Genomic DNA, 24,845 nt, shown 5'->3' with positions numbered 1-24,845 from the left:
GCGACCGAACCCGGAATCTAGAGCTTATTATATCGAGATTCCGGGTTCGCGTCTGCGACGCGCCCCGGAATGACGGTGCCGGGAAGGATGGGATGATGAACTTCGATGACACCCCAGAAGAAGCCGCGTTCCGCGCCGAGGCGCGGAGCTGGATCGCGGCCAACGCGCCGAAGGAGCTCGAGGCGGAGCTTGCCAGTTCGTCGCTTGGGCGCATCCGCCTCAAGCACGCCGATATCGTCGAGGTCGGCAAGCACTGGCAGAAGAAGAAGTTCGAGGGGGGCTGGGCCTGTCTGCACTGGCCGAAGGAGTATGGCGGCCGCGGCGCTTCGCCGATCGAGCGTGTGATCTGGCAGCAGGAAGAAGGTGTCTACGGCAAGCTGACGCAGCCGTTCCAGATCGGCGAGGGGATGTGCGGCCCGACCGTGATGGCCTATGGCAGCGAGGCCGATAAACGCCGCTATCTGCCGAAGCTCGCCTCGGGCGAGGAGATCTGGTGCCAGCTGTTTTCCGAGCCCGCTGCCGGCTCCGACGTCGCGGGCCTTCGCACCCGTGCGGAGCGGCGCGGAGACGAATGGGTGATCAACGGCCAGAAGATCTGGACCTCCGGCGCGCATTATTCCGATTACGGCCTCCTGATCACGCGCACCGATCCCAACGTGCCCAAGCACAAGGGGCTGACGATGTTCTTCCTCGACATGAAGAGCAAAGGCGTCGAAGTCCGTCCGATCAGGCAGGCCAATGCCATGCAGGAATTCAATGAGGTCTATTTCACGGATGTGGTGATCCCGGACAGTCAGCGGCTTGGCGCCATCGGCGACGGCTGGAACGTGTCGCTCACGACGTTGATGAACGAGCGAATGTCTATCGGCGCCCGGCTCGCGACGGGCTTCCCGGAGATGTTCGCGTTCTGCGCCAACCTGATGACCGAGACCGGACTTGCGATCGACGACCGCGCAGTGCGCAGCAAGCTTGCCTCATGGGCGGTGAAGGCGAGTGGACTGAAATACACCAGCTACCGCACCATGTCGGCGCTTTCGAAGGGCGAACGGCCTGGGCCGGAGAATTCGATCGGCAAACTGGTGGCCGGCACCATGCTGCAGGACATCGCGGCCTACGCAATGGACCTCGAAGGCGCAGCCGGCGTTCTCACAGGCACCGACGAAGCGACGACGCATGGGCAGTTCCAGCAGATGCTGCTCACGTCGCCATCGATGCGGATCGCGGGCGGCACCGATGAGATCCTGCGCAACATCATCGCCGAGCGCGTGCTCGGACTGCCGGGCGATATCCGGGTCGACAAGGACGTCCCGTTCAACAAGGTGCCGACGAAGGGGCGACGCTAGATTCGGTGCCGGTGTTCGGTGCAAAATGGCGCCGCTATTTTCATGGCGACGCCGCGGCCTCGGAATAATATTGAGTTTCGAGCAGCCGTGCCATCGGTCAGGAAAGGTTCTGCATGACGATCGCCGCCAAACCCGAACAAGACGCCATCACCACGCTCGAATCCTTGATGCGTGCGCGCTTCTCGTGCCGCAGCTTTCGGCGCGATGCGGTGCCGCGCGCGACCATCGAACGCATTTTGTCGGCCGCGCAAACCACCGCCTCCTGGTGCAACAGCCAGCCCTGGCGCGTCGAAATCACCTCGGGCAAGGCGACCGACAAGTTCCGGCAGGCCATGTACGCTGCGGCCTCGAGCGGCAGGCCTACAGTCGGAGATTTCGAGTTTCCGCGCGAATACAGGGGGGTCTATCTGGAGCGGCGGCGAGAGAGCGGTTTTCAGCTCTATAATGCGGTCGGCATCGCGCGCGGCGACAAGGCCGGCTATGCGAAGCAGGCGCTGGAGAACTACAATTTCTTCGGCGCGCCGCATGTTGCGATCATCCACACCGACGAGGCGCTGGGGGTCTATGGTGCGGTCGACTGCGGCGGCTATGTCACGAGCTTCATGCTGGCGGCACAGGCGCTCGGCGTGGCGACTGTCCCGCAGGCGGCGCTCGCCTTTCATTCCGACGTGGTCCGGGAGCATTTCGGCCTGGACGAAGACCGCAAAGTGGTTTGCGGCATTTCGTTCGGTTATCCCGACCGCGACCACAAGGCGAATTCATACCGCACCAGCCGCGCCGCCATCTCCGAGGCTGTTCGCTTCTTAGATGACTAACGACGTCTTCGACGATCAACGGCCTCGTTTACCGCATTGCGCCAGGCGCGCCCTCAATCCGGCGTCGGCCCATGGGGCGTGCCGGCGAATTTCGGAACCGAAGCGCGCCGGCAGATCATTGCACCTGCGACTCCCTGCAAGTCATTGCCTTTAATGAGGGCGTCTCATGAGGGACTTGAATTTGAAGTTCCGATGACGCGTGCGCGGAAAAATTGATCGGAAGTTCAAATTCGCCCGTTAGTGGCAAAGGCTTCCATTGCGGTGCTTGCCCAAGCTCTCCTTGAGTTCGTGAGCCTCCAGCAGCGATATTGACAAAACCCGTTCCAACATCTTGAGTTGCATGGCTCGGGCGTCGACGATGCAAAATTGCAGACGCTCAATGATCTTCTCGAGTGAAGCTTCGGTCACGGCTCAAACCCTCAAAAAGTCAGCGATGGATCCCACGCAGATGTCGCCTGAGCGCGCAGCTCTGGAACTGGACGAGACGACGGTGCTCGGCCATCGTCTCCTGAAATCGTTCCACAAGCTGCGTCTGAAGCGGCATCGCAAGCAACTCATCGCGATGGCTGAATGGCTGGTGGAAGAGGAAGAAAAATATCCGGCAGAGCCTGACGACTGAGGTCATCGAGACCTTGCCACGTCAGCGTCGGCCGGTTGAGGCCGATCTGCTGGCACAGCGATTTCCAAGTTGCTTCATCGCAATCGACAAGCACCGCCAGCACCGACATCCCGTCGATCATGCGCGGTAGCCCCAGCGGGCGAGCCTTCCAGCCGCAGCGCTCGAAGCGCGGCAGCCACCAGCTCTCCAGCACGATGGAGAAACCGCTCAGGCCGATCGAAATGCCGTATTCCATGATCGCGGTGAGCAGCAGCATGTCGATCCGTGGTCCAGCATGTTCGCCGCGCCGCTCCGGAATGACGAAGATGCGCGACAGTTCGTAGATGTCGGGGCGGTGGATGGGCCCGCGAATGTTGAGATACGGGAATATCTCGCTCATCAAGGTCGGCAGCAAAGTCGGTACCGCTCGCATCGCGCCGATCAGTTGTCCCTGATCGAGGCAGAACAAGTAGACCGAATCCTCGGTGTCGAACTGGTCTATTTCTCGCCCATCCGGCCGGTCCAACGCCATCCATTTGCGCTGCTTGACGTAGATGTCATGGCGCAGCCGGAAGTACGGGTCGAAGTAGGACTCGTAGAGGTGTCTGTTATCCTTTCGAACGACGTGGATCTCAGGCATCGCAGCTCCCGCTTGAATAGTTTATCAAGCTTGAGCATGCCCAAGTGATCGAGATCTTCTACTGGTAGAAACGCCAGCACATCACCTCTTCATTGACACAATTAGAGGATGATCTCTCCGTTAACGAGCGCCGTCGCGACGGTCGCGGTCTTGTTGTTGGTCATCAGCTTGCGCTGCGCCTCTTCGAGATGCCAGCGCACGTTGCGTTCGGAGAGGCCGAGTATTCGTGCCGTCTCCCAAGCAGTCTTGCCTCGGGCCGCCCAGCGGAGGACCTCGGCCTCGATCTCGGACAGTCGCCGGCCCGGTTTGGCGACCGATGGACGCGCCAACGCGCGCAAGCGGCCGTAAGTGAAGATGCTAATCAGATGCACCGCACTCTTGCTCTCGGCGTCGAGATGCGGTTGCTCGCCGGCCAGGCTGATCGCCCCGACGGCATCGTCGTAATGAATCGGGATGCAGAAGCCCTGGTGAAGGCCGAAGTCCCGCGCCCGCATCATCACCTCATGTGCCGAACGATCTCGCTCGCAATCATACGGCGCTTCCGACCACAGGAAGGGGTTCAGGGTCGCCAGACAGTGGCGCGGGATCGGATCGGCGATATGGAGGTTTTGGCGCGTGTAGAACTCGAACCATCCCTCCGGCCAACCATTGGCCAGCGTCAGTTGATCGAGCGATTGGCTCGAGGTCGGTATGCCGGCGATGATGTAGGCATAGAACCCGATCTCGCCGATGAGTCTTTCGAACTGGGAGATGACGCTTGCGCTCGTCGTCGACTTCTCGAGGGCGTCGACAAAGTCGAGCGCGCGGCGTCCCCAATATGCATCAGTCCCGTCCATGCTGCAGATCTCCGCCCACGGTCAAGCTAGCCGCCGACGGATGGCTGTCAATGATAAACTACAGCTAAGCTACACATGCTGTTAGCAACCGGTGCGGGATGCGGCGTATCTAACTAAAATGCGCGCCGCCGACCGCCCAATCTGCTCGTCTTTGTATACTGCTCAACTTGTATGCCTGTTCAAAATCTCGGCGGGCGTTTCTCTGCAAAGGCCTTGATCCCTTCCCGGATCTCCGCGCCAGACATGCTATCGCGGTGCCGCTGTGCGGCGGCCTCCTGGTCAAGGCAGCCACGGGCGAATTCGTTGATCGCGCGCTTCATGCCGGCCATCGCGACCGGTGCATTGCCGGCAAGCTGGCTGGCGAGCCGGTCGACTGCAGCATCGAGCGTCTCGGCCGGCACCATGGTCGTGAGATAGCCGATGCGCAGCATCTCCTGGGCATCGATCTTCTCCGCCGTGAGGAACAAACGCTTCGCATTGTCGGCTCCCAGCCGCGAGACGTAACGCCTGATCCCGCTCGGATAGTAGTGCAGCCCGAGCCGCGCGGCCGGCATGAACATTTCAGCCGTATCGATCCCGATCCGGAAATCGCAGGCGAGGGCGAGATCGGTCGAGCCGCCATAGACGCCGCCATTGAGTCGGCAGATGGTGGGAAGCGCCAGGTCTTCGAGCCGGTTGACCACGACCTCGAAATTGGCGCCGGGGTTGTCCTGCTCGGTGCTCTCGGCACGCTGGGCGATCGAGCCGAGGTCATAGCCCGCGCTGAACGCACGGCCGGTGCCGGTCAGCACCAGCACCCTGATGGCCGCGTCGGCTTCGATGCGATCGAATAGCGCAAGCAGCGCCTCGAGGTCCTCGCGTTGCAGCCGGTTCAGGTGCCGCGGCCGGTTGAGGCGGATGGTCGCGCGGGCGCCCTCGATGGACAGCAGCGGCGGGGTGCTCGTCTCTGCGGCGGCCTGGTCGGCCTGTGCATTCGTCATGTCGTATTCTCCAATGCGCGCCGTTTGGCCTCGGCGTCGATGCTCTGAACAAGATCGGGATGGCGGGCCATCAGCAGCCGGAAATCGACGAGGTCGAGCACCAGGAGCTTGGACAGCTTGGTCGTCGAGATGTTGGCCGACCGCAGATTGTTGCCGAGCAACGCCATCTCGCCGAAAAAGGCGCCTTCACCGAGCCGTACCTTTTTACCGGGCAGGTCGACTTCCACCTCGCCGGTGGCGATGAAGTACATGCAGTCGCCCGGTTGACCCTTGCGGATCACCATGGTCCGCGCCGGCAGGTCGATCGTGCGTAACATGTGAGTCACGTCAGCGATCGCGGAGGGGCCGAGCGTCGCAAAGAACGGAACCTTGCCGACGGATTCCCAGGTCTTGAGGAAGTTGTCCCGCTTGGTCTCGGCGGCAAAGCCGGTGGCGAGAATACCGGTCCATAGTCCGAACACGCCGAGACCCGAGATCATCACCATGGCTGCGATCACCCGTCCGAGCGGCGTGACCGGTACGACGTCGCCATAGCCCGTGGTGGTGAGGGTGGCCACCGCCCACCACAAGCTTTGCGGCACGCTGCCGAAGGTGGCCGGCTGTGCCTCGTGCTCCAGCATGTATTCGGCGACGGAGCCCAGAAACAGGACCAGGAGGAACAGGGCGAGGACGCTCAGCAGGGGTCTCGCTTCCACTACCAGCACCCTGCTCAGCTGCTGCAATCCCGGAATAGCTGGGATGATCTTCATCATCCAAACCATGGCCAAGACCCAGGCGGACCGCTGGTCGACGCCGAACAGGAGCGTGACCGGCACGGCCAAGGCCGAGGCGCTGTCAAGCACGCCAGGCTCGGAGCAGAGATAGGCGAGCGCGTAGCGGGACTGCAGCGCCGCGTGAACTCTCACCCCCCATTCGAAGACAAAGAAGGCGAGGCAAGCCCAGAGCACGCCGCAGATGGAACGCGGCGCGGCGTCATATACCGCATCCACCGTGAGCAGGACCATGGCGGCAACGCCGATGACGACCGCCGCATAGCTCGCCCTCGTCGCCTGACGACCGGCCGTGGCGGCCATGAACGCCGCCAAAGCGGGAAAATGCAACGGTTTGGACATCGAAAATGGGGGCCTGTCGCGATGAAAATCCCGCCTGGGGTGTTTACGGATAATGGCAGGCCAAGGTGCCTGTCAGGGTAAGCCGCGTCAACGACGCGCCCTATGTCCGCTATCGGGCGCCCTGCGGAGCGGAATTTCACCGCAAACCGCCGGAAGCCGGTTAAAACGTCGCTTTTTCGCCGTATATCACGAGTCCTGGCTGACATATTGAGATGGGGGCGGAAACGCTGGTACGGCTCCGCCTCCGCCGTGGATCCAGAAAGTCTGGTTGATCCGAATGGATACCTCACACCTCGTACAGCACGCAGGCGCCGCCGGCAGCCTGTTTGCGTCGATCTTCGTGGTTGCGACGCTCTCGATGCGGACGATGATCCCGCTACGGGTCTTTGCGATCCTGACCAATGTCGTTTTGATCGCGACCGCTATTCCGACCCACAACTATGCGGTCTTGGCGCTTCACGGCGTGCTGCTGCCGTTGAACAGCTACCGCCTGCATCAGATGCTGCAGCTGGTTCGTGACGTGAAGCGGTCGGTCAACAGCGATCTGTCGATGGAATGGCTCAAGCCGTTCATGACCGAGCGGAAATGCACCGCCGGCGAAGTGTTGTTCTACAAGGACGAGAAGGCGGACAGCATGTATTACATCGTCAGTGGCCGCTTTCGCCTGGTCGAATCCGGCATCGTGCTGCCGGTTGGCGCCATCGTCGGCGAGTTCGGCATGATCTCGCCCTCCAACACGCGGACACAGACGCTGGAATGCGACGAGGACGGCTTGATCCTCTCGGTCAGCTATGACCAGGTCGAGCAGCTCTACGTGCAGAACCCCGCCTTCGCCTTCTATTTCCTGCGGCTCGCGAGCGCGCGATTGTTCCAGAACATCGAAACCCTGGAGCGACGCTTGGCCCAGCAGACCGCCGCGGCCGCTGTGACCGTGAAGTCGGCCTGATCGGGAGGCTGGTGCGGCTGTGACGAGCATTCTCTCCTCACTGCGTTACCTGCTTGCCGATGTTCTCGGCGATGACGATGCGCCCGTACCATTCCTGCCCGAGAATCTGCCCGAGGCTGCGGCGGCCATCGTCGCGGAAGGCGTTCATCTGCTGATCGACTATCAGGGGCCGAGCTATGCCCAGCTCTATGTCGATCGCGTCAAGCGCTTCATCGGTCGGCCGCATGTCGATGCGGCTCTGCTGTGCGAGATCGCGCGCCTGCTCGCGCTGCGGATGGCCTATGAGGATTTGATCCGGATCGCGCAGCTCAAGCTGACGGCAATGGAAACGGGCCATGCGGCCCGAGCTCACGCCGCCGCAGAGGTGCGGCGGTTTCGACTCGACGAATTGGTCGGCGTGCTGCCGAAGTTCGCCGCGGATTCGCTGATGAGCACGTTCGAGAAGATCGGCTGGTTGCGCCGGAGGCGCGTATCGGTCCGCTTTTCGACCGCCTCCAAACGGGCAGTCGGCCGGTTGAAGCTTTTCGCCGGGCTCAAGCGGTGGCGACTGCAGTCGGTGCGATACGCCGAGGAGCGGATTTGGGTCGAGCGCTGGCTCCACATGATTGCCCGCTGCTTGGATAAGCAGCCAGCCTCGGCCGCCGCGGTCGTTGAAACTGCGACCATGATCCAGGGGCAGGGCGACGCCTACTGGCAGGGCCTCGCCGATTGGCACGCAATCGTCGGAGGGCTGGCCAAGCCGACCTTCGATGGCGGGTTGCCGCTTGCCGATCTCGCCGAGGCGATCGCGGAAGCGCGGGCGGCGGCGATGCCCGATCCCCGTCAGGCCTCGCTCAAGCGCACCATCGCCCAGATCCGGGCGCGGACTCTCGCAGACCATCCCGGCGCTAAGGCCGCCGAATGAAGCTGCGACGAGGTCGCAGTCCGGGGCTGGCGTATTCCGGCAGTATCCAATTTCGCAATCCTCCAGATGGCGAGACCAATTTTCTAGAGAGCGAGCACGCGGACCGTCTTCTGACCGTGCGATGCACAAATTTACCCTATGGACGGGCCGGTGCAGCGAGGTCGGCTGCTGAGTTCCCTTTTTCGTGCAAATTTGCATCAGAGATGTCATAAATGCAGCACACGCGTCGAACTGGCCGGCCTTCGAACCGATGCCGCTGAACGCCTCCCGTTCCCGGTGCGTCCAAGGTGAGTCGTAGCGAGAGCGTCAGCTTTGTCTTTTCCCTCTTTGTCGTCGTCGGTTCCGCTCGGTGCGCTGCTCGGCTGGATGCTGCTGCTCACCTTCAAGCACATCATCGGCGATTTCGTCCTGCAGAACGCCTGGATGGCCCACGGCAAGGATCAGAGAAAGGGCTGGGCTCTGCCGCTCCTGGTGCACTGCCTGATCCACCTTGCCGTCGCACTGGCTCTCATCCTGATCGTTGCGCCAAGATTCTGGTTCGTCGCCTTCGTCGACTTCGTCATCCACATCACCATCGATCGCGCCAAGGGCATCTGTTCGTCCCATTTCGGTATGACGCTGGAGCATCCCTGGTTTTGGACCCTGATCGGGGTCGATCAGGCGTTGCATCACCTGACCGGGTTCGGACTGTCGATTTTCATGGCTGCGAACGGCTGATCCGGCTCATAAACGGGTCGCCGCGCAGCGATCGACGCTGTGTCAATGGTCTCCGTACAACTACTGGCCATCGTGGTTAATCCTTCGTTAGCGATTCCCATGCAATCTGCGCATGAGGGGATCGACCGATGTTTCCAAACCGCGACGCGTTTGACGAGTCCTGCCCGGTCGGCGAGGAACTGCTGGGCGAGATGTATCGCGCCAATGAGAACGGCCTGCCGGCACTGGTCGACAGCGTGTCAGGTGACGTAAGGGCGATGCTGGCGCTGTTCTGCTACCGGCGAAGCCATCTGCATTCGCTGGCCCTCGCGATCGCCGCAAGCTGCAGCGAGCGCGACCTGCTGCAATGTGGCGGAAGGGTCGGCGGCGTGCTCTACGCCCAATCGCGCGACAGCAAGGGTTTGCGCGCGGGCGCCGCCTCGGGCGGTCGCAAGCCGATCTCGCTCTCGACCAAGCCTCTCTCGGTCCTCGCTCCCCTGGATGACGATCTCGACGATGATCTGGCGCCGGCCGCAGGCTGATCGGCCAGCCCACGTCACGTGAGCCCTTCCTGCGCAAGACCTCGGTGAACGGTTCCGGCTGGGCGAGCCGGTGCGTGATCAGAGCTTCGACAGGCCGTATTTTCGGCGCGCCATGTTGCATTCGGGATCGCCGGGCATGCAGGTGCGGCACACCTCCGGCCGCAACGCATAGATGCCGCAGGCGGTGGCTTCGCCGATCGTCCCCTGCAGCGCCGCGCAGCGATTGCCGTCACAGCGCATGCCCGACAGCCGCGCGTTGACGAACGCCGCCGGAATCAGATCCAGCGCAGCATCCTCCTCGATCGTGAAGCGCGGCCAGTTCTCCGAATAGGCGCAGCAGGCGCCGCAGGCCTGGCACGGGCTCGCCGTGGAAGCTTGCAGGTCAGACATCCTTTGGTGCCTCCCAGACCAGGCTGCGCCGCCATTTCGCGCGCAACGCCTCGCGTCTTTCAGGGTATCTCTGGTCGAGATAATCCGCCTCGACCACCCGGTCGGTCCGGAAGCTGCGGAAGTCGCGCCGCAACTCGCACCAGGCGGCGAGAATGCGCACCGCCTCGTGATAGCCGATCGCGATCGGCCAGATCGTGCGCTCGCTGTGGCGGCCCTGCTCGTCACAATAGCGCAGCGCGATCTTCTTGCCCTCGTGAATCTGGGTGCGCGTGCGCGCCATGTCGATGCGGTCGGGCTCGCGGGCCCAGGGTGGCCGCGCGCGGCTTGCGGGTTCCAGCACGAACGGCCGCAGCCGCTCCGGCACGGTGTCCGCGATCTTGGCCATCAGGTCCTCGGCGGCGCGCGCCAGCACCGGGTCGGCATGTCCGATCACCCATTGTGCACCGAGCACGGCCGCCTCGATCTCGTCCGGCGTCAGCATCAAGGGCGGCAGGTCGAAACCCTTCTCAAGAATATAGCCCATCCCCGCTTCGCCGCGGATCGGCACACGCTGGCCGATCAGGGTTGCGATGTCGCGATAGATGGTGCGTTTCGATGTCTCCAGTTCGGCCGCGATCGCGTCCGCGGTCAGCGGGTTTCGCGATCGTCGCAGCACTTGAATGATCTGAAACAGCCGGTCGGCGCGTCTCATGGCTCGTCCTGCGCAGGCTCCCTGATGCTGACAGCATGTTGGCAGCAGCTGGGTTTTATACCGAGCTCATGCTGCAATTGAAGGGGTGATATCGATGATGATGGCTTATGGCCTGGGACTTTGGACGGCGCTACAGCCGCTGCTGACACCATGGTGGCAGCAGGGTCTCGATAGCGTTCGGCGGCTGTTGAAGAAATCGGGAGCGCTTCGATGATCACGCTGTTTGGCTTGGGCGCAGGCTTCAGCCTGCCGGAGATCAGCCCCTTCGTCACCAAGACGGAGGTGCAGTTGAAGATGGCGGGCCTCGCCTATCGCAAGCAGCGGGCGATGCCGCCGTCCTCGCCGAAGGGACAGTTGCCGTTCATCGAGGACGACGGCGAACTGATCGCGGATTCGACCTTCATCCGCGCCCATCTCGAGCGCAAATACGCGATCGACTTCGATGACGGCTACGATACGGCGGCCCGTGCGCAGGCCTGGGCGTTCGAGCGCATGCTCGAGCACCATATCTATTTCGGGCTGGTCGGCGCGCGCTGGGTCGATCCGGTGAACTTCGCCAAGGGGCCGTCGCATTTCTTCGACGGCGCGCCCGACGACAGGCGCGAGCGGCTGCGCGAGGACGCGCAATTCCGGGTTGCCGAGAACTACCTGATCTCGGGGCTCGGCCGCCATGCGCCCGGCGATGATGTCGAGCTCGCCGCGCGCTCGGTGCGTGCGCTGTCGGTTCAACTCGGCGACAAGCCCTATCTGCTGGGCGACAGGCCGTGCGGCACCGATGCAACCGCATTTGCAATGCTGGCCGGCCTGCTGACGCCGTACTTCGAATCGGAGCTGCGCCGGCGCACCGAAGGCTTCGCCAACCTCGCAGCCTATGTCGAGCGGATGATGGCGCAGTACTATCCGGAGTTTGCGTGGCGCACGGCGGCGGAAGCGGCCTGATCAAAACGTCGTCGCCGGCTGGCCCTTCAATCGGGTCAGCTCGGCCTCGAGCTCTGCGATACGGGCGTCGCGAGCGGCCAGTGCTGCCGCGACATCGGCCGCGTCGAATTTTTGTGGAATGTGCTGCGGGCAATTGGTGTCCCATGCCGATATCGTGAACAGGATCGCCTGTTCCGACCGCGCCTTGTAGCCCTGTGGCATGAGGCTGCGGACCAGCGCCGGATCGTCCTCGATCGCGCGCGCCTCGCCCCAGATCTTCACGCGCCTTCGGTGCGCGTAGTCCATGATGAAGATGTGCGCCTTGGGGTTTTCCGACAGGTTGCCCTGCGTGATGTATTGCCGGTTGCCGCTGTAGTCGGCAAAGCCGAGCGTGCGCGCATCGAGCACCTTGAGGAAGCCCTTCGGCCCGCCGCGATGCTGAATAGAGGGCTGGCCGTCCGCCGAGGCGGTCGAAAGATAGAAGCTCGTGGTTTCGGCGAGGAACGCGGCCAGATCGGGATCGATCGCGGTGCGCCAGCCGCGGCCCTGCTCGACATGCGCATAGGTCTCGCGCGAGCCCTTTCGCGTCTGGATCGCCTTCACCGCCGGTGAGAAGGCCACGTCACTCGGATAGATCAGGGTATCCGTCATTGGAGTTGCTCCTTGACCGGACCGGTCGTCCGGCCCGCCTCCCTTCGGAAAATGGTCGGCGCAGTCCTCTGAAACAATCCATCCGCTTGACACTTCATCGTTGCCGGATATGCAATAATCCGCATGGACCGGATCGACGCCATGCAGGCCTTCGTCACCGTGGCCGAGCTTCAGGGCTTTGCGCCGGCGGCGCGAAAACTCCGGCTTTCGCCGTCGGCGGTGACACGGCTGGTGGCAGCGCTCGAAAAGCATCTCGGCGCGCGGCTGATGCAGCGGACCACGCGCTCGGTGGCGCTGACCGATGCCGGCCGCCGCTACCTGGAACGCGCCCGGCGCATTCTTGCCGATATCGAAGAGGCGGAGCTTGCGGCCGAAGGCGAGCGCCAGAAGCCGAGCGGGCGGCTGGTGGTGTCAGCCCCGGTCGGTTTCGGCCGGCTTCACGTCGGCCCGGTGATGAGCGCTTATCTCAAGCGCTATCGCGAGGTCGCGGGTGAGTTGCGGCTGGAGGATCGCGTCGTCAACCTGGTCGAGGACGGCGTCGACCTTGCGGTCCGCATCGGCCAGCTGCCGGATTCCTCGCTGGTCGCCCGCCACGTGGGAGAGATGCGCCGGATCGTCGTCGGCTCGCCCGCCTATCTGAAAGCGCGCGGCGAGCCGCGGTCGCCGGAGGCGCTGGCTGAACACCAGACGATCCAGTTCGGGCCTGCGTCGGATTGGCGCTTCGTGAAAGATGGTCACCAGTTGCGCGTGCCGACCGTGCCGCGCTTCGTCACCAACAATGCCGACGTGGCGGTCCAATATGCGGAAGCCGGCGGTGGGTTGACGCGCGTGCTGGCCTATCAGGCGGCAGATGCGATCCGGCGCGGCCGGCTTCGAATCGTGCTGGCGAAGTTCGAACAGCCCAAGCTGCCGATCCACATCGTCTATCCGACCTCGCGGCTGTTGTCGGCGAAAGTGCGCGCCTTCATCGATCTCGTCACCGAAACCTGCGACTGGCGCTTCGGCTGAACCTCTCACACCCTCTTCGGCACCACGCGGAAGCTGCCGTTCGCACGCGCGATTATGGTCTCATCCGCCTTGATCAGGCTCTGCGCGAAGCAGATGGTCTGGCCGGTCTTGATCACGTCGCTCTCCACCGCCAGCCATTGCCCGGTCTGCGCGCTGCCGACATAGTCGACCGCAAGATTGATCGTCACCAGCGACACCTCCCATCCGAGCGCCTGGGCGCAGCTATAGCCCATCGCATTATCGGCGAGCGACGCGATCAGCCCGCCATGAATCAGGCCGCGCGCGTTGGTGTGCGGTGTGGCAAGCCTGAGTCCCAGGATGACGGCCTTCTCCGTCTTGCGCGCGTAGAGCGGCTCCCAAGGATCGGTGAACGGGCTCTTGCGGAAATGCGGTTCGAATCCCGGCGGGATCGCCTCGAAACTCATATGCGTCTTCCCCGGCTCTGTCGGTTGCCCGCATTGAACGCCAGCTGTGCGCGGTTTGCACCGCCTACAAAGTTTTAAACGGCTTTTGCGTCACGCCGTCTTCCGCTTGATACTTTGGGTTGTCCGCCGCCAACGGTGCGTTCAGAGCGCGCGGTTGCGCCTGCAACTTTCTTCGCATTCCCTGCATCTGGCGATGCTATAGCTTGGCCTCGCCGGGCAGTCGCGCGCGATGCCGCGGCGCTTGCATTGATGTTTATATCATATAACAATGAACCAAAGGGCCCTCGAAGGCCCGGCATGAGGAGACGATCTCGATGAGGAAGGCGCTTTTGGCGTTGTGGCTTGCTGCCGCCGTGACGCCCGCGTTCGGGCAGGAAAAGACGTTCGATCTGAAGATTTCGCACTGGGTTCCGGCCTCCCATCCGCTGCAGAAATCGCTGGAAGACTGGGCTGCGGCGGTCGAAAAGGCCTCCGGCGGCACCATCAAGTCCAAGGTGTTTCCGGCCCAGCAGCTCGGCAAGGCCTTCGACCATTATGACATGGCGCGCGACGGCATCGCCGACGTCACTTACGTCAATCCCGGCTATCAGCCTGGCCGTTTCCCGATCGTCGGCGCCGGCGAACTGCCGTTCCTGGTCTCGGACGCCAAGGGCGGCTCCGAAGGGCTGGATGCGTGGTACCGCAAATATGCCGAGAAGGAGATGAAGGACGTCAAATACTGTCTCGCCTTCGTCCATACCCCGTCGTCGCTGCACACAAGGACCAAGAAGGTCTTGGTGCCCGAGGACATCAAGGGCATGAAGATCCGCCCGGCGGACGCGACGATCGCGAATTTCGTCACTCAGCTCGGCGGGACCAATGTGCAGTCCTCGGCGCCCGAGGTGCGCGACATCATCGAGCGAGGCGTCGCCGATGGCGTCTTCTTCCCCGCAGGCTCGCTGGTGCTGTTCGGCGTCGACAAGGTCACCAAGTATCACATCGACGCGCCGATGTACGTCACGACCTTCGTGTTTGTCATGAACAAGGACAAATACAACCAGATGTCGGACCGCCAGAAGAAGGCGATCGACGACAACTGCACCACCGAGATGGCCGGCAAGGTCGGCGAGCACTGGGGACAGTTCGAGGACGCCGGCGTCGACAAGATCAAGGCCGAGTCCGGCCAGGAGGTCTACAAGCTGACGCCCGAGCAGACCGCGCTGTGGAAGAAGGCCTCCGAGCCGCTGTTCAAGACCTGGGCCGACGGCGTCAAGAAGACCGGCGTCGATGCCGATGCCGCCATGGCCGAGCTGAAGGCCTCGCTCGCCAAGTACAACGCGCTGGCGCAGTAGAGCACGCAGGTCCCAGATCATCCGTCCTTCGAGACGCCCGCCTCCGGCGGGCTCCTCAGGACGAGGGCCGAGTTCCGGGCGAATCTAAGATCCTCATGGTGAGGAACGCCGCTCGCGGCGCGTCTCGAACCATGAGGCCCGAGACGATCGAACCTCCCGCATCCGCCTTTCCTCTTTCGAGCTGCGGCGGACGGGAGCGGAAAGACAGGGGCCATCCGCTTGCTACGCAACAGCTCGCGAACGAACTTCTAAGGACGGTGCATGCCTGACGCACGGATAGAGATGTCATGAATCGCGCTGTGATGGACCGGATCATCGACGGGATCGAGTGGATCGCCGCGTTCTTCGTCGGCATCGTCGCGCTCGACATCTTCCTGTCGGTGCTGCTGCGCAACACCTTGAACTACTCGATCCCGGACTCGTTCGATATCGGGCGCATGCTGCTCGGCATCCTGATCTTCTGGGGCATTGCTGCGACCTCGTATCGCGGCACGCACATCACGGTGGATCTGGTCTGGGGCAATGTCGGGCCGCGCTATCAGCGCTGGATCGACATCTTTGCGACCCTCGTGCTGCTGTTCGTGGTGACGGTGCAGACCTATACGCTGTTCGACAAGGTGCGCGGCACCTATCAGGACAACGTGCTGACCTTCGACCTGCACATGCCGACCTGGCCGTTCTTCGCGATCGCCTGGATCGGCGACGTCTCGGCGGTGCTGCTGATCGCGATCAGGACCTATCGGCTGATCTTCCATCCCGAGGACATCCATGACCCCAAGGTCAAGGTGACGGAGTAAGTCTTGATGAGCACGGATGCGGTCGCCCTCATCGGCTTCGTATCGCTGTTTGCGCTGATGCTGTTGCGCGTGCCGGTGGGCATGGCGATGGGGCTCGTCGGCGTCTCCGGCTTCGGTTATCTCGTTTCAGGTCCCGCCGCGCTCAAGCTGGTCGGCCAGACCTCGATGCGCACGGTGACGGATTACACCTTCGGTGTGATCCCGATGTTCCTGCTGATGGGGACCTTCGTCTCCAATTCCGGCATGAGCCGCGAGCTGTTCCGTGCCGCCAACGGCTTCGTCGGGCACATGCGCGGCGGGCTCGGCATCGCCACCGTGGCCGCCTGCGGCGGCTTTGCCGCGATCTGCGGCTCGTCGGTCGCGACCGCCGCCACCTTCTCCGCGGTCGCCTATCCGGAAATGCGCCGCTTCGGCTATCCGCAATCCTTCGCCACCGGCGTGATCGCGGCCGGCGGCACCTTGGGCGCGATGCTGCCGCCGTCGACGGTGCTGGCGGTCTACGGCATCATTACCGAGCAGGACATCGGCAAGCTGTTCATCGCCGGCATCATTCCGGGCCTGCTCGCGATGAGCATGTATATGATCACGATCGCGGTGATCGGTCGCGTCATGCCCGACTTTCTGCCCAAGGGCGAGTCGCTGCCCTGGCGCAAGCGCTTCCAGGGTTTGCGCGACATCTGGGCGCCGGTGCTGTTGTTCCTGTTCGTCATCGGCGGCCTCTATGGCCTGCCGTTCCTGCCGCGCTTCACGCCGACCGAAGCCGGCGGCGTCGGCGCCACCGGCGCGTTCATCATCGGCGTCGTCACCGGGAGGCTCGACAAGGACAAGATCCTGGCCTCGCTGCTGCAGGCGACCCGCACCGCGGCCGCCGTGTTCACGGTGCTGATCGGCGCGTTGATCTTCGGCTATTTCCTCACGGTGACGCAGACGCCGCAGAAGGTGACGGAGTTCCTCACCGGTCTGGGCCTGGGTCCTTACGGCGTGCTGGCACTGATCATGGTGATGTATCTCGTCCTCGGCTGCCTGATGGATGCGATGGCGATGATCATCCTGACCGTACCGATCATCTTCCCGGTGATCCAGCATCTCGGCTTCGATCCGATCTGGTTCGGCGTCATCATCGTGATGACGGTCGAGCTCGGCCTGATCCATCCGCCGGTCGGCATGAACGTGTTCGTGATCAAGAGCGTGGTGAAGGACGTGTCGTTCTCCACGATCTTCAAGGGTGTGCTGCCTTTCGTCGTCACCGACCTGATCCGGCTGGTGATCCTGATCGCCTTTCCGCTGCTCGCCACCTGGTTGCCGCAACAGATGATGGCCCGCTGATGACTCCCGTGCTGCAGACGAAATACGTCTTCACCATCACCGCGCGGATCGGCCAAGTCACCTCCGCCGGCGAGATCGGCACTGGCGTCAGGCGGATCATCCCGATCACGGGCGGCGAGGTGAAGGGCCCGGGTCTGGATGGCGCAGGCATTTGGGGCAACGTCTGCGCCTTCGGCGCCGACTTCCAGATCATCCGCCCCAACGAGCTGATCGAGCTCGAGGCGAAATACGCCTTCGAGACCGAGGAGGGTGCGATCGTCTACGTCGAGAACCGCGGCATCCGCTTCGGGTCGGTCGAGCTGCTGCAGAAGCTCAAGCGCGGCGAGCCGGTCGATCCCGCGCTGATCTATTTCCGCACCACGCCACGCTTCGAGACCGGCCACGAGAAATATCGCTGGCTGATGCAGCACCTCTTCGTCGCCTCGGCCGCCCGCCACGCCGACCGCGTGGTGGTCGATGTGCACGTGGTGTTATGAAGGCGAAGCCTGCCTCCGTCATTGCGACGCGGTCACGCGCCGAAATCTCATCCGCTAGGCCCGACCAAGCGGACCCAGGAGAGCTGTCGCCAATTCGCTCGTAGTGAACAACCGAACCTTGACCTAAATCAACGGTCCATCGCGGACGGTGCCCACAATAGCGCCATGCCTCCTCATGGCCATCAATGTCCGCTCATTTCGATAGCCCCTTCGTCGTCTTCGCGATTGCGCTGATTGCACAAGCCGTCGCCGCCTACGCCGGCGACTTCCTTCGCAAGCGCGCCGTTTCCTTCAAGCAAGGCGAGCGTCACGATTTCAACACCGTGCAGGCTGCTACGCTGACGCTGCTGGCTCTCATCATTGGATTTACGTTCTCGATGGCGGTCAACAGGTACGATCAGCGCAAGGCGTTGGAGGAGGCGGAAGCAAATGCCATCGGCACCGAATATCTGCGCGCCGATCTGTTGCCCCCGGACGGCCGTGTGCGCGCGCGCACCATGTTGAGAAGATATCTCGAGCTGCGCATTGCCTTCTACGAGCAGAGCGATGAAGCCGGCATCGACCAGCAGACCGTGCAGGTGCAGGACCAACTTTGGGCTCTGGTCGCGCTGGCAGCAGCGAGCCAGCCGACACCGACGACGGCGCTGGCGATTTCCGGCATGAACGACGTCCTCAACGCGCAGGGATATACGCAGGCGGCCTGGTGGAATCGAATACCCGTCGGGGCATGGGCAATGATGGCGCTCATGGCAATCTGCTGCAACTTGCTGGTGGGCTACGGCGAACGCCGACAAGGGGAGCTCCTCCTGTTTGTCTTGCCGGTCGTGGTCTCCGTTTCGCTGTTCCTCATCGCAGATATCGACAGCCCAAGCGGCGGCGTCATTCGCGTGCGTCCTCATAATCTTCTAGCCATCGCGCAAATCGTCAAGGCGAACTAGCCGCGGCACGAGGCAATCCGGGATGCATGTGGTGCTGTAGGCGCAAGGCCGCGGCTACGCCGCCGTCATCGCGGGACGCGCTCACGCGCTGAATCTCTCCGCTGCGTCCGACCAAGCTTACCTCATGAGAGCTGTCGCTACTTCGCTAAAGGCCACAAACGAACGTCGGCAGAGCCGTGCCTAGAGGTCAGCCAGGTGCCATAGCCGGAAGTAATCGACTCAATTCTCTTGGCCGCTAGAACGTCGATTGATCTCCATCAACGTTCTGGCCGCCAAATATCACGATATTTGCAATCCACTGGGAGCACCATGGGAAGGAGATACGACGTGAAACAAGCCCTAGCGATATTGGCTGCAATCGCGTTCATGGCCGCGAATGTATCATCTGCGTTCAGTCAGGCGGCCCCGGCCACTAAGACGGACACGAAAAGCGGAAAGAAGAGCTCCAACGCCGGCACAACGGCCCCGACCGGTTCCAGCCAAACGAAGAAGTAAAGACGGCGGTGCTCCTGATCGGCGTTCGGGATCAACCTATCGGGAAGACAAATTGAGCTTTGGTAGATGTAGTCCGTAGGGTGGGCAAAGCGAAGCGTGCCCACCGCCACGCAGCGCGCTCGATCGGTGGTGGGCACGGCGCGTTCGCGCCTTTGCCCACCCTACGGACTATTTCCAGCCATATGCGATAGCCCTGCCCACAACGGGGAGGGGAGCTAACCGTGATCGCGGGAAGGGTCGAGCCGTTCCCGAAGATATGCTCTTTGGCCTCCGCAGGAGAAGACGAAATTGCAGTCGCCAACTGCGTGGTGGTCGATGTGCATGTGGTGTTGTAGACGCAAGGGCGCAGGCACGCTCCCGTCACCCCGGGACGCCCTCACGCGGCGGAAACTTCGTCCGCAATGCCCGACTCAGCAGATCTCACGAGGGTTGTCGCTCATTCGCTATTGAGCCATGAGCGGACCATGACCGCCCTGTGTCTCATTGCGCTTGGGGGCCGTCTGGTTATTGATCCATCGCAACAGGGGTTGGTCAGAGGCTTACTAACTAATCTCCATCGCGAGGCGATGCACGCCCCCCTCACATCAGCGCGCCAGCCTTAGGATGGATTTTGATGCTCCGCTTGCGCACGCTCGACGCTCCGACACCGTTTCTCTTTTTCACCGGCAAGGGCGGTGTCGGCAAGACCTCGCTGGCGTGTGCTACTGCCATCGGTCTCGCCGATCGTGGTTTGCGTATCCTCCTGGTCAGCACCGATCCTGCATCGAACCTGGACGAGATGCTGGAGATCAGCCTAACCGATAGCCCGCTGTCGGTGCCGCACGTGGCTGGGCTCTTCGCGATGAACATTGACCCGGAGGCAGCAGCCGAGAGCTATCGAACCCGCGTGCTCGAGCAACTCGGGCCAGCGGCTACTCTTGAGGAGAAATCGACTGTTCGCGAGCAACTTTCCGGCGCTTGCACCACTGAGATCGCCGCCTTCGATGAGTTCGTAGGACTGCTGGATGGCGATATGACGGGCTTCGACCATATCGTTTTCGATACGGCCCCGACCGGACACACGTTGCGGCTTCTTAGCCTGCCAAAGGCATGGACCGGCTTTCTGAAAGACAATGATCGAGGGGCATCCTGCCTCGGCCCACATTCAGGGTTGAAGATGCAGGAGGATCGCTTTCGCCAGGCACTTCAGGCACTGGGCGATCCCAAGCGGACGACCATCGTCCTCGTCACCCGGGCCGATCGCGGGGCGATACGCGAGGCGGCCAGAACTTCGGGCGAGCTCGATGCGCTCAATCTCTCGAACCAGACACTCGCCGTCAACGGGCGCTTTCGTGCCACGGACCGAACCGATGCCGTGGCAGTTGCCCTTGAGCGGGATCAGGACGAGGCTCTCGCCGCGATGCCAGCGTCGCTGACGAAACTACCGCGCGACGAAATCCCATTGTTTGGCTTTGATATCGTGGGTCTGACGGCCCTTAGGGCGGTGTTGTCGGCATCCAGTGCATTGCCTCCGATGACGGCCAGCGCGCCGGATGCCGAGCCGGTTGACCTGCCAGGTCTCGACCGGTTGGTCGATGAGATCTCCCGGGGCAAGCATGGCCTCATCATGGTCATGGGCAAGGGAGGCGTCGGAAAGACGACGATTGCCGCTGCCATCGCCGTGGGGCTCGCCAAGCGCGGGCATGCCGTCCACCTCAGCACGACCGATCCTGCAGCCCACGTCACTTTCGTCGTCGAGGGAGTGATGCCGGGCCTCACCGTGGATCGGATTGATCCTCGCGTTGAGACGGAACGCTATGTCGCGAAAATATTGGCGAGCCGTGGCCGCGGCCTAGACGAACAGGGCAGGGCGCTGCTTCTTGAGGACCTGGCTTCGCCATGCACTGAGGAAGTCGCAGTGTTCCATGCCTTCTCCCACATTGTCGCGGAGGCACGAAGCGCGTTTGTGGTGCTCGATACGGCTCCGACAGGCCACACCCTGCTCTTGCTCGATGCGACCGGTGCTTATCATCGCCAGATGACAAGCCAACTGGACCCAAGCGGACCGGGGCGTATCGTTACGCCGCTGATGAGGCTGCAAGATCCTGCCCTCACCCGGGTGGTCCTGGTGACCTTGCCCGAGACAACTCCAGTTTCAGAGGCCGCTGCTCTTCAGGAGGACTTGCGGCGCGCCGGCGTCGAGCCGTTCGGTTGGGTCATCAACAAATGCCTCGTAGGTTCGGGAACTCACGATCCCTTGCTGCGGATGCGGCTCGCGAGAGAGAGGATACAGATTGCTCGTGTTCAGAATGGACTGGCAAAACGAGCATTCATGATCGGCTGGCGAAGCAAGCCTCCTATCGGTGTGAAGGAGCTTGAGGCGTTGTCATGATCGACTCCGATTCCCTCAATGGCCGGCACAAGCTCGCGATGGCGATGAGGAAGCTCCGGCGCGAATGGGCAAGGCGCCATATGCGGTTGCCCTGCGACTGAAGGGGCGAGGCTGCGCGCCAATGGGCCCGTACCGTGGCCTGGATTGCTTCGCTTCGCTCGCAATGACGGGACCTGGCTCCCGCCTGTCGGGCGAATCACCTCGCCAATTTTGTGGGAAGTCATTGCCGGCGACGCCGTTGAGAAGCGAGAAATTGCCTGCGCGGAAAAGCTCATTTTGTAAGCGCTCTCAACGCATGGCGATGCGCGCCGTCCAATCGACGTAATTTTCAACTTTCGTTTTTCCAGAAATCGTGCATCATGCCTTTCATCCCGCCTCGACGAGAGGGGCGTTGCGCGCGATCGTCACGACACGCGGGGCGGGGAGCGATGGCCGCGATGATGCCGCAGCGCGTGTTTGGCGCGCCGACGAACGGCAGCTTGCGGACGTGAAGTCGTAGCGTCCTGACACCCCGACGCTGGTGTCCCGCGCAACGCGCGTCAGCGCGTTGTCGCGAATGGTGGCCAGAAAGCCCGGCGCACCAGGGAGACTACGTATAAGCGTGAAGACCATCGCGCAGGGAAGGCCGGGTTGTCTCGGCTGAGCCTGTGGTACCTGCCGCCTGCATTTTTTTCTGCAGGCGGGCCGCGGGCGCCAGCCGGCGCCCGGCCTTCCCTGCGCCCTCTCGATTCTCGAAGGGGCATGTCGTTTCGCAAGACCCGGGCGCGATCCGCCGCGGGAACGCGGCGTCATATCTTTGCCGCAGCGCACAACATCATGGCGCGATGCGCGTGTTGACTCCCGGCAAAATCGTTATAAAACATAACTATTCTGAATAGGACACAATAGAGCCGATGGGAAACGCCGACACCGCATCAGCGCAGGACTCCGCGCTGCTCCAGATCGAACAGCGGGGCGCCGTCCTCACCGTCGGCCTCAACCGGCCGTCCAAGCGCAACGCGCTCAACGACGCCATCATCCAGGACATCGGCGACTGCTTTGCCGGCCTGCCGGATGATGTCAGAGCCGTCGTCATCCATGGCATCGGCGACAACTTCTCCTCCGGCCTCGATCTCTCCGAGCTGCGCGAGCGCGACGCCACCGAAGGCCTCGTGCATTCGCAGACCTGGCACCGCGTCTTCGACCGCATCCAGTATTGCCGCGTGCCGGTCATCGCGGCGCTGAAGGGCGCTGTCATCGGCGGCGGCCTCGAGCTCGCCTGTGCCGCGCATATCCGCGTCGCGGAGCCGTCGGCCTATTTCGCGCTGCCGGAAGGCCAGCGCGGCATCTTCGTCGGCGGCGGCGGCTCGGTGCGATTGCCGCGGCTGATCGGGGTCGCGCGCATGATGGACATGATGCTGACCGGCCGGGTCTATTCCGCGACCGAAGGCTCGGCCTATGGTTTCGCGCAATATCTGGTCGACGCCGGCACCGGCCTTGCCAAGGCGATGGAGCTCGCCGAGAAGATCGCGAGCAACGCGCCGCTGACCAATTTCGCCGTGCTGCAGGCCTTGCCCCTGATCGCGGAAACAAATCCGCAGACCGGCCTGTTGATGGAGTCGCTGATGGCCACCGTCGCGCAAAGCGACAAGGAGGCCAAGCGCCGCATCCGCGCCTTTCTCGATCACAAGACCGCAAAGGTGAAACCGACGTGACATGAACGCGCCAATCATAACAAGCACACAGGGAGGAATGAACGAGACGCCGGCGCATAAGCCGGATGCCCATCCCTTGCGCGCGATCTCGTTCAACGACCCCGCGGTGAATATCGAGCGCCGCGCCGACGGCACCCTCTATCTCCGGCCCAAGCGGGCGCTTGCGGACTATCCGCGGCGCATCACCGATCGGCTGCATCATTTCGCCGAGACCGCGCCGGACCGCGTGTTCATGGCCGAGCGCGTTGGGCCTACGGGCTGGCGCGAGCTGACCTACGCCACGCTGCTGACCGCGAGCCGGCACATTGCCTCGGCACTGCTGGCACGCGGTCTGTCGCCGGATCGTCCCGTCATGATCCTGTCCGGCAACTCGATCGACCATGTGCTGGTCGCGTTCGGGGCGCTTTATGCCGGCGTTCCATTCTGCCCGGTGTCGCCGGCCTATTCACTGGTATCGCGTGACTACGGCAAGCTTGCCTACCTGATGAAGCTGCTGACGCCCGGTCTCGTCTTCGCCGATGACGCCGGCAAATTCGCCGATGCGCTCATCGCCAACGTGCCTGACGGCACCGAGATCGCGGCCTCGTTCGGCGCGGTCCCGGGCCGCGCGGTGACGATGCTGGCGGATCTGATCGCGACGCCGCTTCATTCGGGGCTCGCTGCCGCCCACGACAGCATCGGCCCGGACACGATCGCAAAATTCCTGCTGACCTCCGGCTCGACCGGCAATCCCAAGGCGGTCATCAATACGCAGCGGATGATCTGCGCCAACCAGGTGATGATCCGCGAGACCCTGGCGTTCCTGAAGGACGAGCCGCCGGTCATCGTCGACTGGCTGCCCTGGAATCACACCTTCGGTGGCAATCACAATATCGGGCTGACGCTGTACAACGGGGGCTCGATGTATCTCGACCAGGGCAAGCCCGTGCCTGGAGGCATCGAGGAGACGGTGCGGAATCTGCGCGAGATCTCCCCGACGGTCTATTTCAACGTCCCCAAGGGCTATGAGTCGCTGCTGCCCTATCTGCGCGACGACGCAGCTTTGCGGAAGAAATTCTTCGGCCGCTTGCACGCGATGTTCTTCTCGGGTGCGGCGATGGCGCCGCATGTCTGGAACGAGCTCGACGAACTCTCGGTCGCCGAGACCGGCACGCGGGTGCCGATGCTGACCGGCCTCGGCTCGACCGAGACCGCGCCGTTCTTCATGTCGGTCAATCCGCGCACCAGCCGCTCCGGCCATGTCGGCCTGCCGGTGTCGGGCAACGAGGCCAAGCTCGTGCCCAACAACGGCAAGCTCGAGGTGCGCGCCAAGGGGCCGAATGTGACGCCGGGTTACTGGCGCCAGCCGGACGTCTCAGCGGCAGCCTTCGACGAGGAAGGCTTCTACAAGATGGGCGATGCGCTCAAGCCCGCCAACCCGGAAGATCTCGACGCCGGCTTCGATTTCGACGGCCGCATCGCCGAAGATTTCAAGCTCGCCAGCGGCACCTGGGTCTCGGTCGGTCCGCTGCGCGCCCGCTTCATCGCGGCCTGTGCGCCGCTGGCGCGCGACGTCATCATCGCCGGCATCAACCGCGATGAGATCGCAGCCATCGTCGTGCTCGATCTCGACGGCTGCCGGCTGATCAACGCGACCTTGCCGCTCGACGATCTCGCCGCAACGGCCGCCGATCCGCTGATCCGCGCGGCGTTCCGCGAGCGCTTCACGAAATTCCTGGCGACGGCGACCGGCTCGTCCAACCGGATCACCCGCGCGGTGCTGCTTGGAACGCCGCTCCTGATCGACAAGGGCGAAGTCACCGACAAGGGCTCGATCAACCAGCGCGCCGTGCTGGAGAATCGGAAAGAGCTGATCGAGCATATCTACGCGGCCACGCCGTCCGACGACATCATCGTCGCCGGCTGAGCAGCGCATCAAAGGG

Annotated in this window: 25 protein-coding genes; 17 read left to right on the top strand and 8 right to left on the bottom strand. The window is 63.0% G+C overall.

The annotated features are described in order from the left end of the window. Window positions 1–95 precede the first annotated feature (95 nt). The 3 genes from QX034_RS09230 to QX034_RS09220 all read left to right on the top strand — a co-directional run bounded on the left by QX034_RS09230 (window position 96) and on the right by QX034_RS09220 (window position 2,777). Complete coding sequence (locus QX034_RS09230) at window positions 96–1,343, top strand: acyl-CoA dehydrogenase (RefSeq protein ID WP_315702863.1); 1,248 nt, start codon at window positions 96–98, stop codon at window positions 1,341–1,343. Between the two features lie 167 nt (window positions 1,344–1,510). Further along, window positions 1,511–2,158 (top strand): nitroreductase, encoded by a 648-nt coding sequence (locus QX034_RS09225; protein ID WP_315703188.1) that lies wholly within the window; start codon window positions 1,511–1,513, stop codon window positions 2,156–2,158. Between the two features lie 379 nt (window positions 2,159–2,537). Continuing rightward, entirely contained in the window at window positions 2,538–2,777 is a 240-nt protein-coding gene (locus QX034_RS09220) for a hypothetical protein (RefSeq protein WP_315702864.1), read from the top strand. Here QX034_RS09220 and QX034_RS09215 read toward each other — a convergent pair. The 4 genes from QX034_RS09215 to QX034_RS09200 form a co-directional block, all read right to left on the bottom strand. Then, entirely contained in the window at window positions 2,713–3,396 is a 684-nt protein-coding gene (locus QX034_RS09215) for an acyl-homoserine-lactone synthase (protein ID WP_315702865.1), read from the bottom strand. The genes QX034_RS09220 and QX034_RS09215 overlap by 65 nt on opposite strands. Window positions 3,397–3,497: 101 nt before the next feature. After that, window positions 3,498–4,232, bottom strand: coding sequence for a LuxR family transcriptional regulator (locus QX034_RS09210; RefSeq protein ID WP_315702866.1), 735 nt, complete (start codon window positions 4,230–4,232; stop codon window positions 3,498–3,500). Window positions 4,233–4,411: 179 nt separating this feature from the next. Beyond that, window positions 4,412–5,212: an enoyl-CoA hydratase/isomerase family protein gene (locus QX034_RS09205; protein ID WP_315702867.1), complete on the bottom strand. Its 801-nt coding sequence runs from the start codon at window positions 5,210–5,212 to the stop codon at window positions 4,412–4,414. Then, complete coding sequence (locus QX034_RS09200) at window positions 5,209–6,324, bottom strand: cyclic nucleotide-gated ion channel (protein WP_315702868.1); 1,116 nt, start codon at window positions 6,322–6,324, stop codon at window positions 5,209–5,211. The genes QX034_RS09205 and QX034_RS09200 overlap by 4 nt, the downstream gene beginning before the upstream one ends. Before the next feature lie 277 nt (window positions 6,325–6,601). On the opposite strand from QX034_RS09200, the gene QX034_RS09195 reads away from it, so the two are divergent. From QX034_RS09195 to QX034_RS09180, 4 genes are all read left to right on the top strand, one after another. Then, on the top strand, window positions 6,602–7,270 hold the full coding sequence (locus tag QX034_RS09195; protein ID WP_315702869.1) for a cyclic nucleotide-binding domain-containing protein: 669 nt from the start codon (window positions 6,602–6,604) through the stop codon (window positions 7,268–7,270). Between the two features lie 19 nt (window positions 7,271–7,289). Continuing rightward, complete coding sequence (locus QX034_RS09190) at window positions 7,290–8,174, top strand: DUF6537 domain-containing protein (protein ID WP_315702870.1); 885 nt, start codon at window positions 7,290–7,292, stop codon at window positions 8,172–8,174. 366 nt (window positions 8,175–8,540) lie between these two features. Continuing rightward, a complete protein-coding gene (locus QX034_RS09185) occupies window positions 8,541–8,891 on the top strand; it encodes a DUF3307 domain-containing protein (protein ID WP_315703189.1) in 351 nt (116 codons plus the stop codon). A gap of 128 nt (window positions 8,892–9,019) precedes the next feature. After that, window positions 9,020–9,412, top strand: coding sequence for a hypothetical protein (locus tag QX034_RS09180; RefSeq protein WP_315702871.1), 393 nt, complete (start codon window positions 9,020–9,022; stop codon window positions 9,410–9,412). Window positions 9,413–9,490: 78 nt separating this feature from the next. Here the strand turns inward: QX034_RS09180 and QX034_RS09175 are convergent, their stop codons facing one another. Both QX034_RS09175 and QX034_RS09170 read right to left on the bottom strand, forming a co-directional pair. Then, window positions 9,491–9,802, bottom strand: coding sequence for a YkgJ family cysteine cluster protein (locus QX034_RS09175; protein WP_315702872.1), 312 nt, complete (start codon window positions 9,800–9,802; stop codon window positions 9,491–9,493). Then, window positions 9,795–10,493: a YafY family protein gene (locus QX034_RS09170; RefSeq protein ID WP_315702873.1), complete on the bottom strand. Its 699-nt coding sequence runs from the start codon at window positions 10,491–10,493 to the stop codon at window positions 9,795–9,797. The genes QX034_RS09175 and QX034_RS09170 overlap by 8 nt, the downstream gene beginning before the upstream one ends. A gap of 210 nt (window positions 10,494–10,703) precedes the next feature. On the opposite strand from QX034_RS09170, the gene QX034_RS09165 reads away from it, so the two are divergent. Beyond that, a complete protein-coding gene (locus tag QX034_RS09165; protein ID WP_315702874.1) occupies window positions 10,704–11,432 on the top strand; it encodes a glutathione S-transferase family protein in 729 nt (242 codons plus the stop codon). Here the strand turns inward: QX034_RS09165 and QX034_RS09160 are convergent, their stop codons facing one another. Next, window positions 11,433–12,062, bottom strand: a complete 630-nt coding sequence (locus QX034_RS09160; RefSeq protein WP_315702875.1) for a pyridoxamine 5'-phosphate oxidase family protein — start codon at window positions 12,060–12,062, stop codon at window positions 11,433–11,435. A gap of 123 nt (window positions 12,063–12,185) precedes the next feature. Here QX034_RS09160 and QX034_RS09155 point away from each other — a divergent pair, with 123 nt between their 5' ends. Beyond that, window positions 12,186–13,070: a LysR family transcriptional regulator gene (locus tag QX034_RS09155; RefSeq protein ID WP_315702876.1), complete on the top strand. Its 885-nt coding sequence runs from the start codon at window positions 12,186–12,188 to the stop codon at window positions 13,068–13,070. A gap of 5 nt (window positions 13,071–13,075) precedes the next feature. Here QX034_RS09155 and QX034_RS09150 read toward each other — a convergent pair whose 3' ends face one another. Continuing rightward, window positions 13,076–13,495 (bottom strand): PaaI family thioesterase, encoded by a 420-nt coding sequence (locus tag QX034_RS09150; protein WP_315702877.1) that lies wholly within the window; start codon window positions 13,493–13,495, stop codon window positions 13,076–13,078. Between the two features lie 314 nt (window positions 13,496–13,809). Here QX034_RS09150 and QX034_RS09145 point away from each other — a divergent pair, with 314 nt between their 5' ends. From QX034_RS09145 to QX034_RS09110, 8 genes are all read left to right on the top strand, one after another. Further along, window positions 13,810–14,826: a TRAP transporter substrate-binding protein gene (locus tag QX034_RS09145; protein WP_315768772.1), complete on the top strand. Its 1,017-nt coding sequence runs from the start codon at window positions 13,810–13,812 to the stop codon at window positions 14,824–14,826. 287 nt (window positions 14,827–15,113) lie between these two features. Next, window positions 15,114–15,623 (top strand): TRAP transporter small permease, encoded by a 510-nt coding sequence (locus QX034_RS09140; RefSeq protein WP_315702879.1) that lies wholly within the window; start codon window positions 15,114–15,116, stop codon window positions 15,621–15,623. Between the two features lie 6 nt (window positions 15,624–15,629). Then, complete coding sequence (locus QX034_RS09135) at window positions 15,630–16,949, top strand: TRAP transporter permease (RefSeq protein WP_315768774.1); 1,320 nt, start codon at window positions 15,630–15,632, stop codon at window positions 16,947–16,949. Then, entirely contained in the window at window positions 16,949–17,425 is a 477-nt protein-coding gene (locus QX034_RS09130; RefSeq protein ID WP_315745298.1) for a DUF3237 domain-containing protein, read from the top strand. Before QX034_RS09135 ends, QX034_RS09130 begins: the two co-directional genes overlap by 1 nt. Before the next feature lie 185 nt (window positions 17,426–17,610). Continuing rightward, the gene (locus QX034_RS09125; protein WP_315745296.1) at window positions 17,611–18,363 is read left to right on the top strand and encodes a hypothetical protein; all 753 of its coding nucleotides are present in this window, start codon (window positions 17,611–17,613) and stop codon (window positions 18,361–18,363) included. 1,108 nt (window positions 18,364–19,471) lie between these two features. Continuing rightward, window positions 19,472–21,229 (top strand): arsenical pump-driving ATPase, encoded by a 1,758-nt coding sequence (gene arsA / locus QX034_RS09120; protein ID WP_316195333.1) that lies wholly within the window; start codon window positions 19,472–19,474, stop codon window positions 21,227–21,229. 893 nt (window positions 21,230–22,122) lie between these two features. Further along, complete coding sequence (locus tag QX034_RS09115; protein WP_315702884.1) at window positions 22,123–22,923, top strand: crotonase/enoyl-CoA hydratase family protein; 801 nt, start codon at window positions 22,123–22,125, stop codon at window positions 22,921–22,923. Between the two features lie 37 nt (window positions 22,924–22,960). Next, a complete protein-coding gene (locus QX034_RS09110) occupies window positions 22,961–24,829 on the top strand; it encodes a feruloyl-CoA synthase (protein WP_315702885.1) in 1,869 nt (622 codons plus the stop codon). Window positions 24,830–24,845 lie beyond the last annotated feature (16 nt).

Origin of the sequence: Bradyrhizobium sp. SZCCHNR3119, from assembly GCF_032487775.1 — a bacterium.
In the GTDB taxonomy this organism is placed as follows: Bacteria; Pseudomonadota; Alphaproteobacteria; order Rhizobiales; family Xanthobacteraceae; genus Bradyrhizobium.
This window is presented reverse-complemented; position numbering and strand designations above follow the sequence as displayed.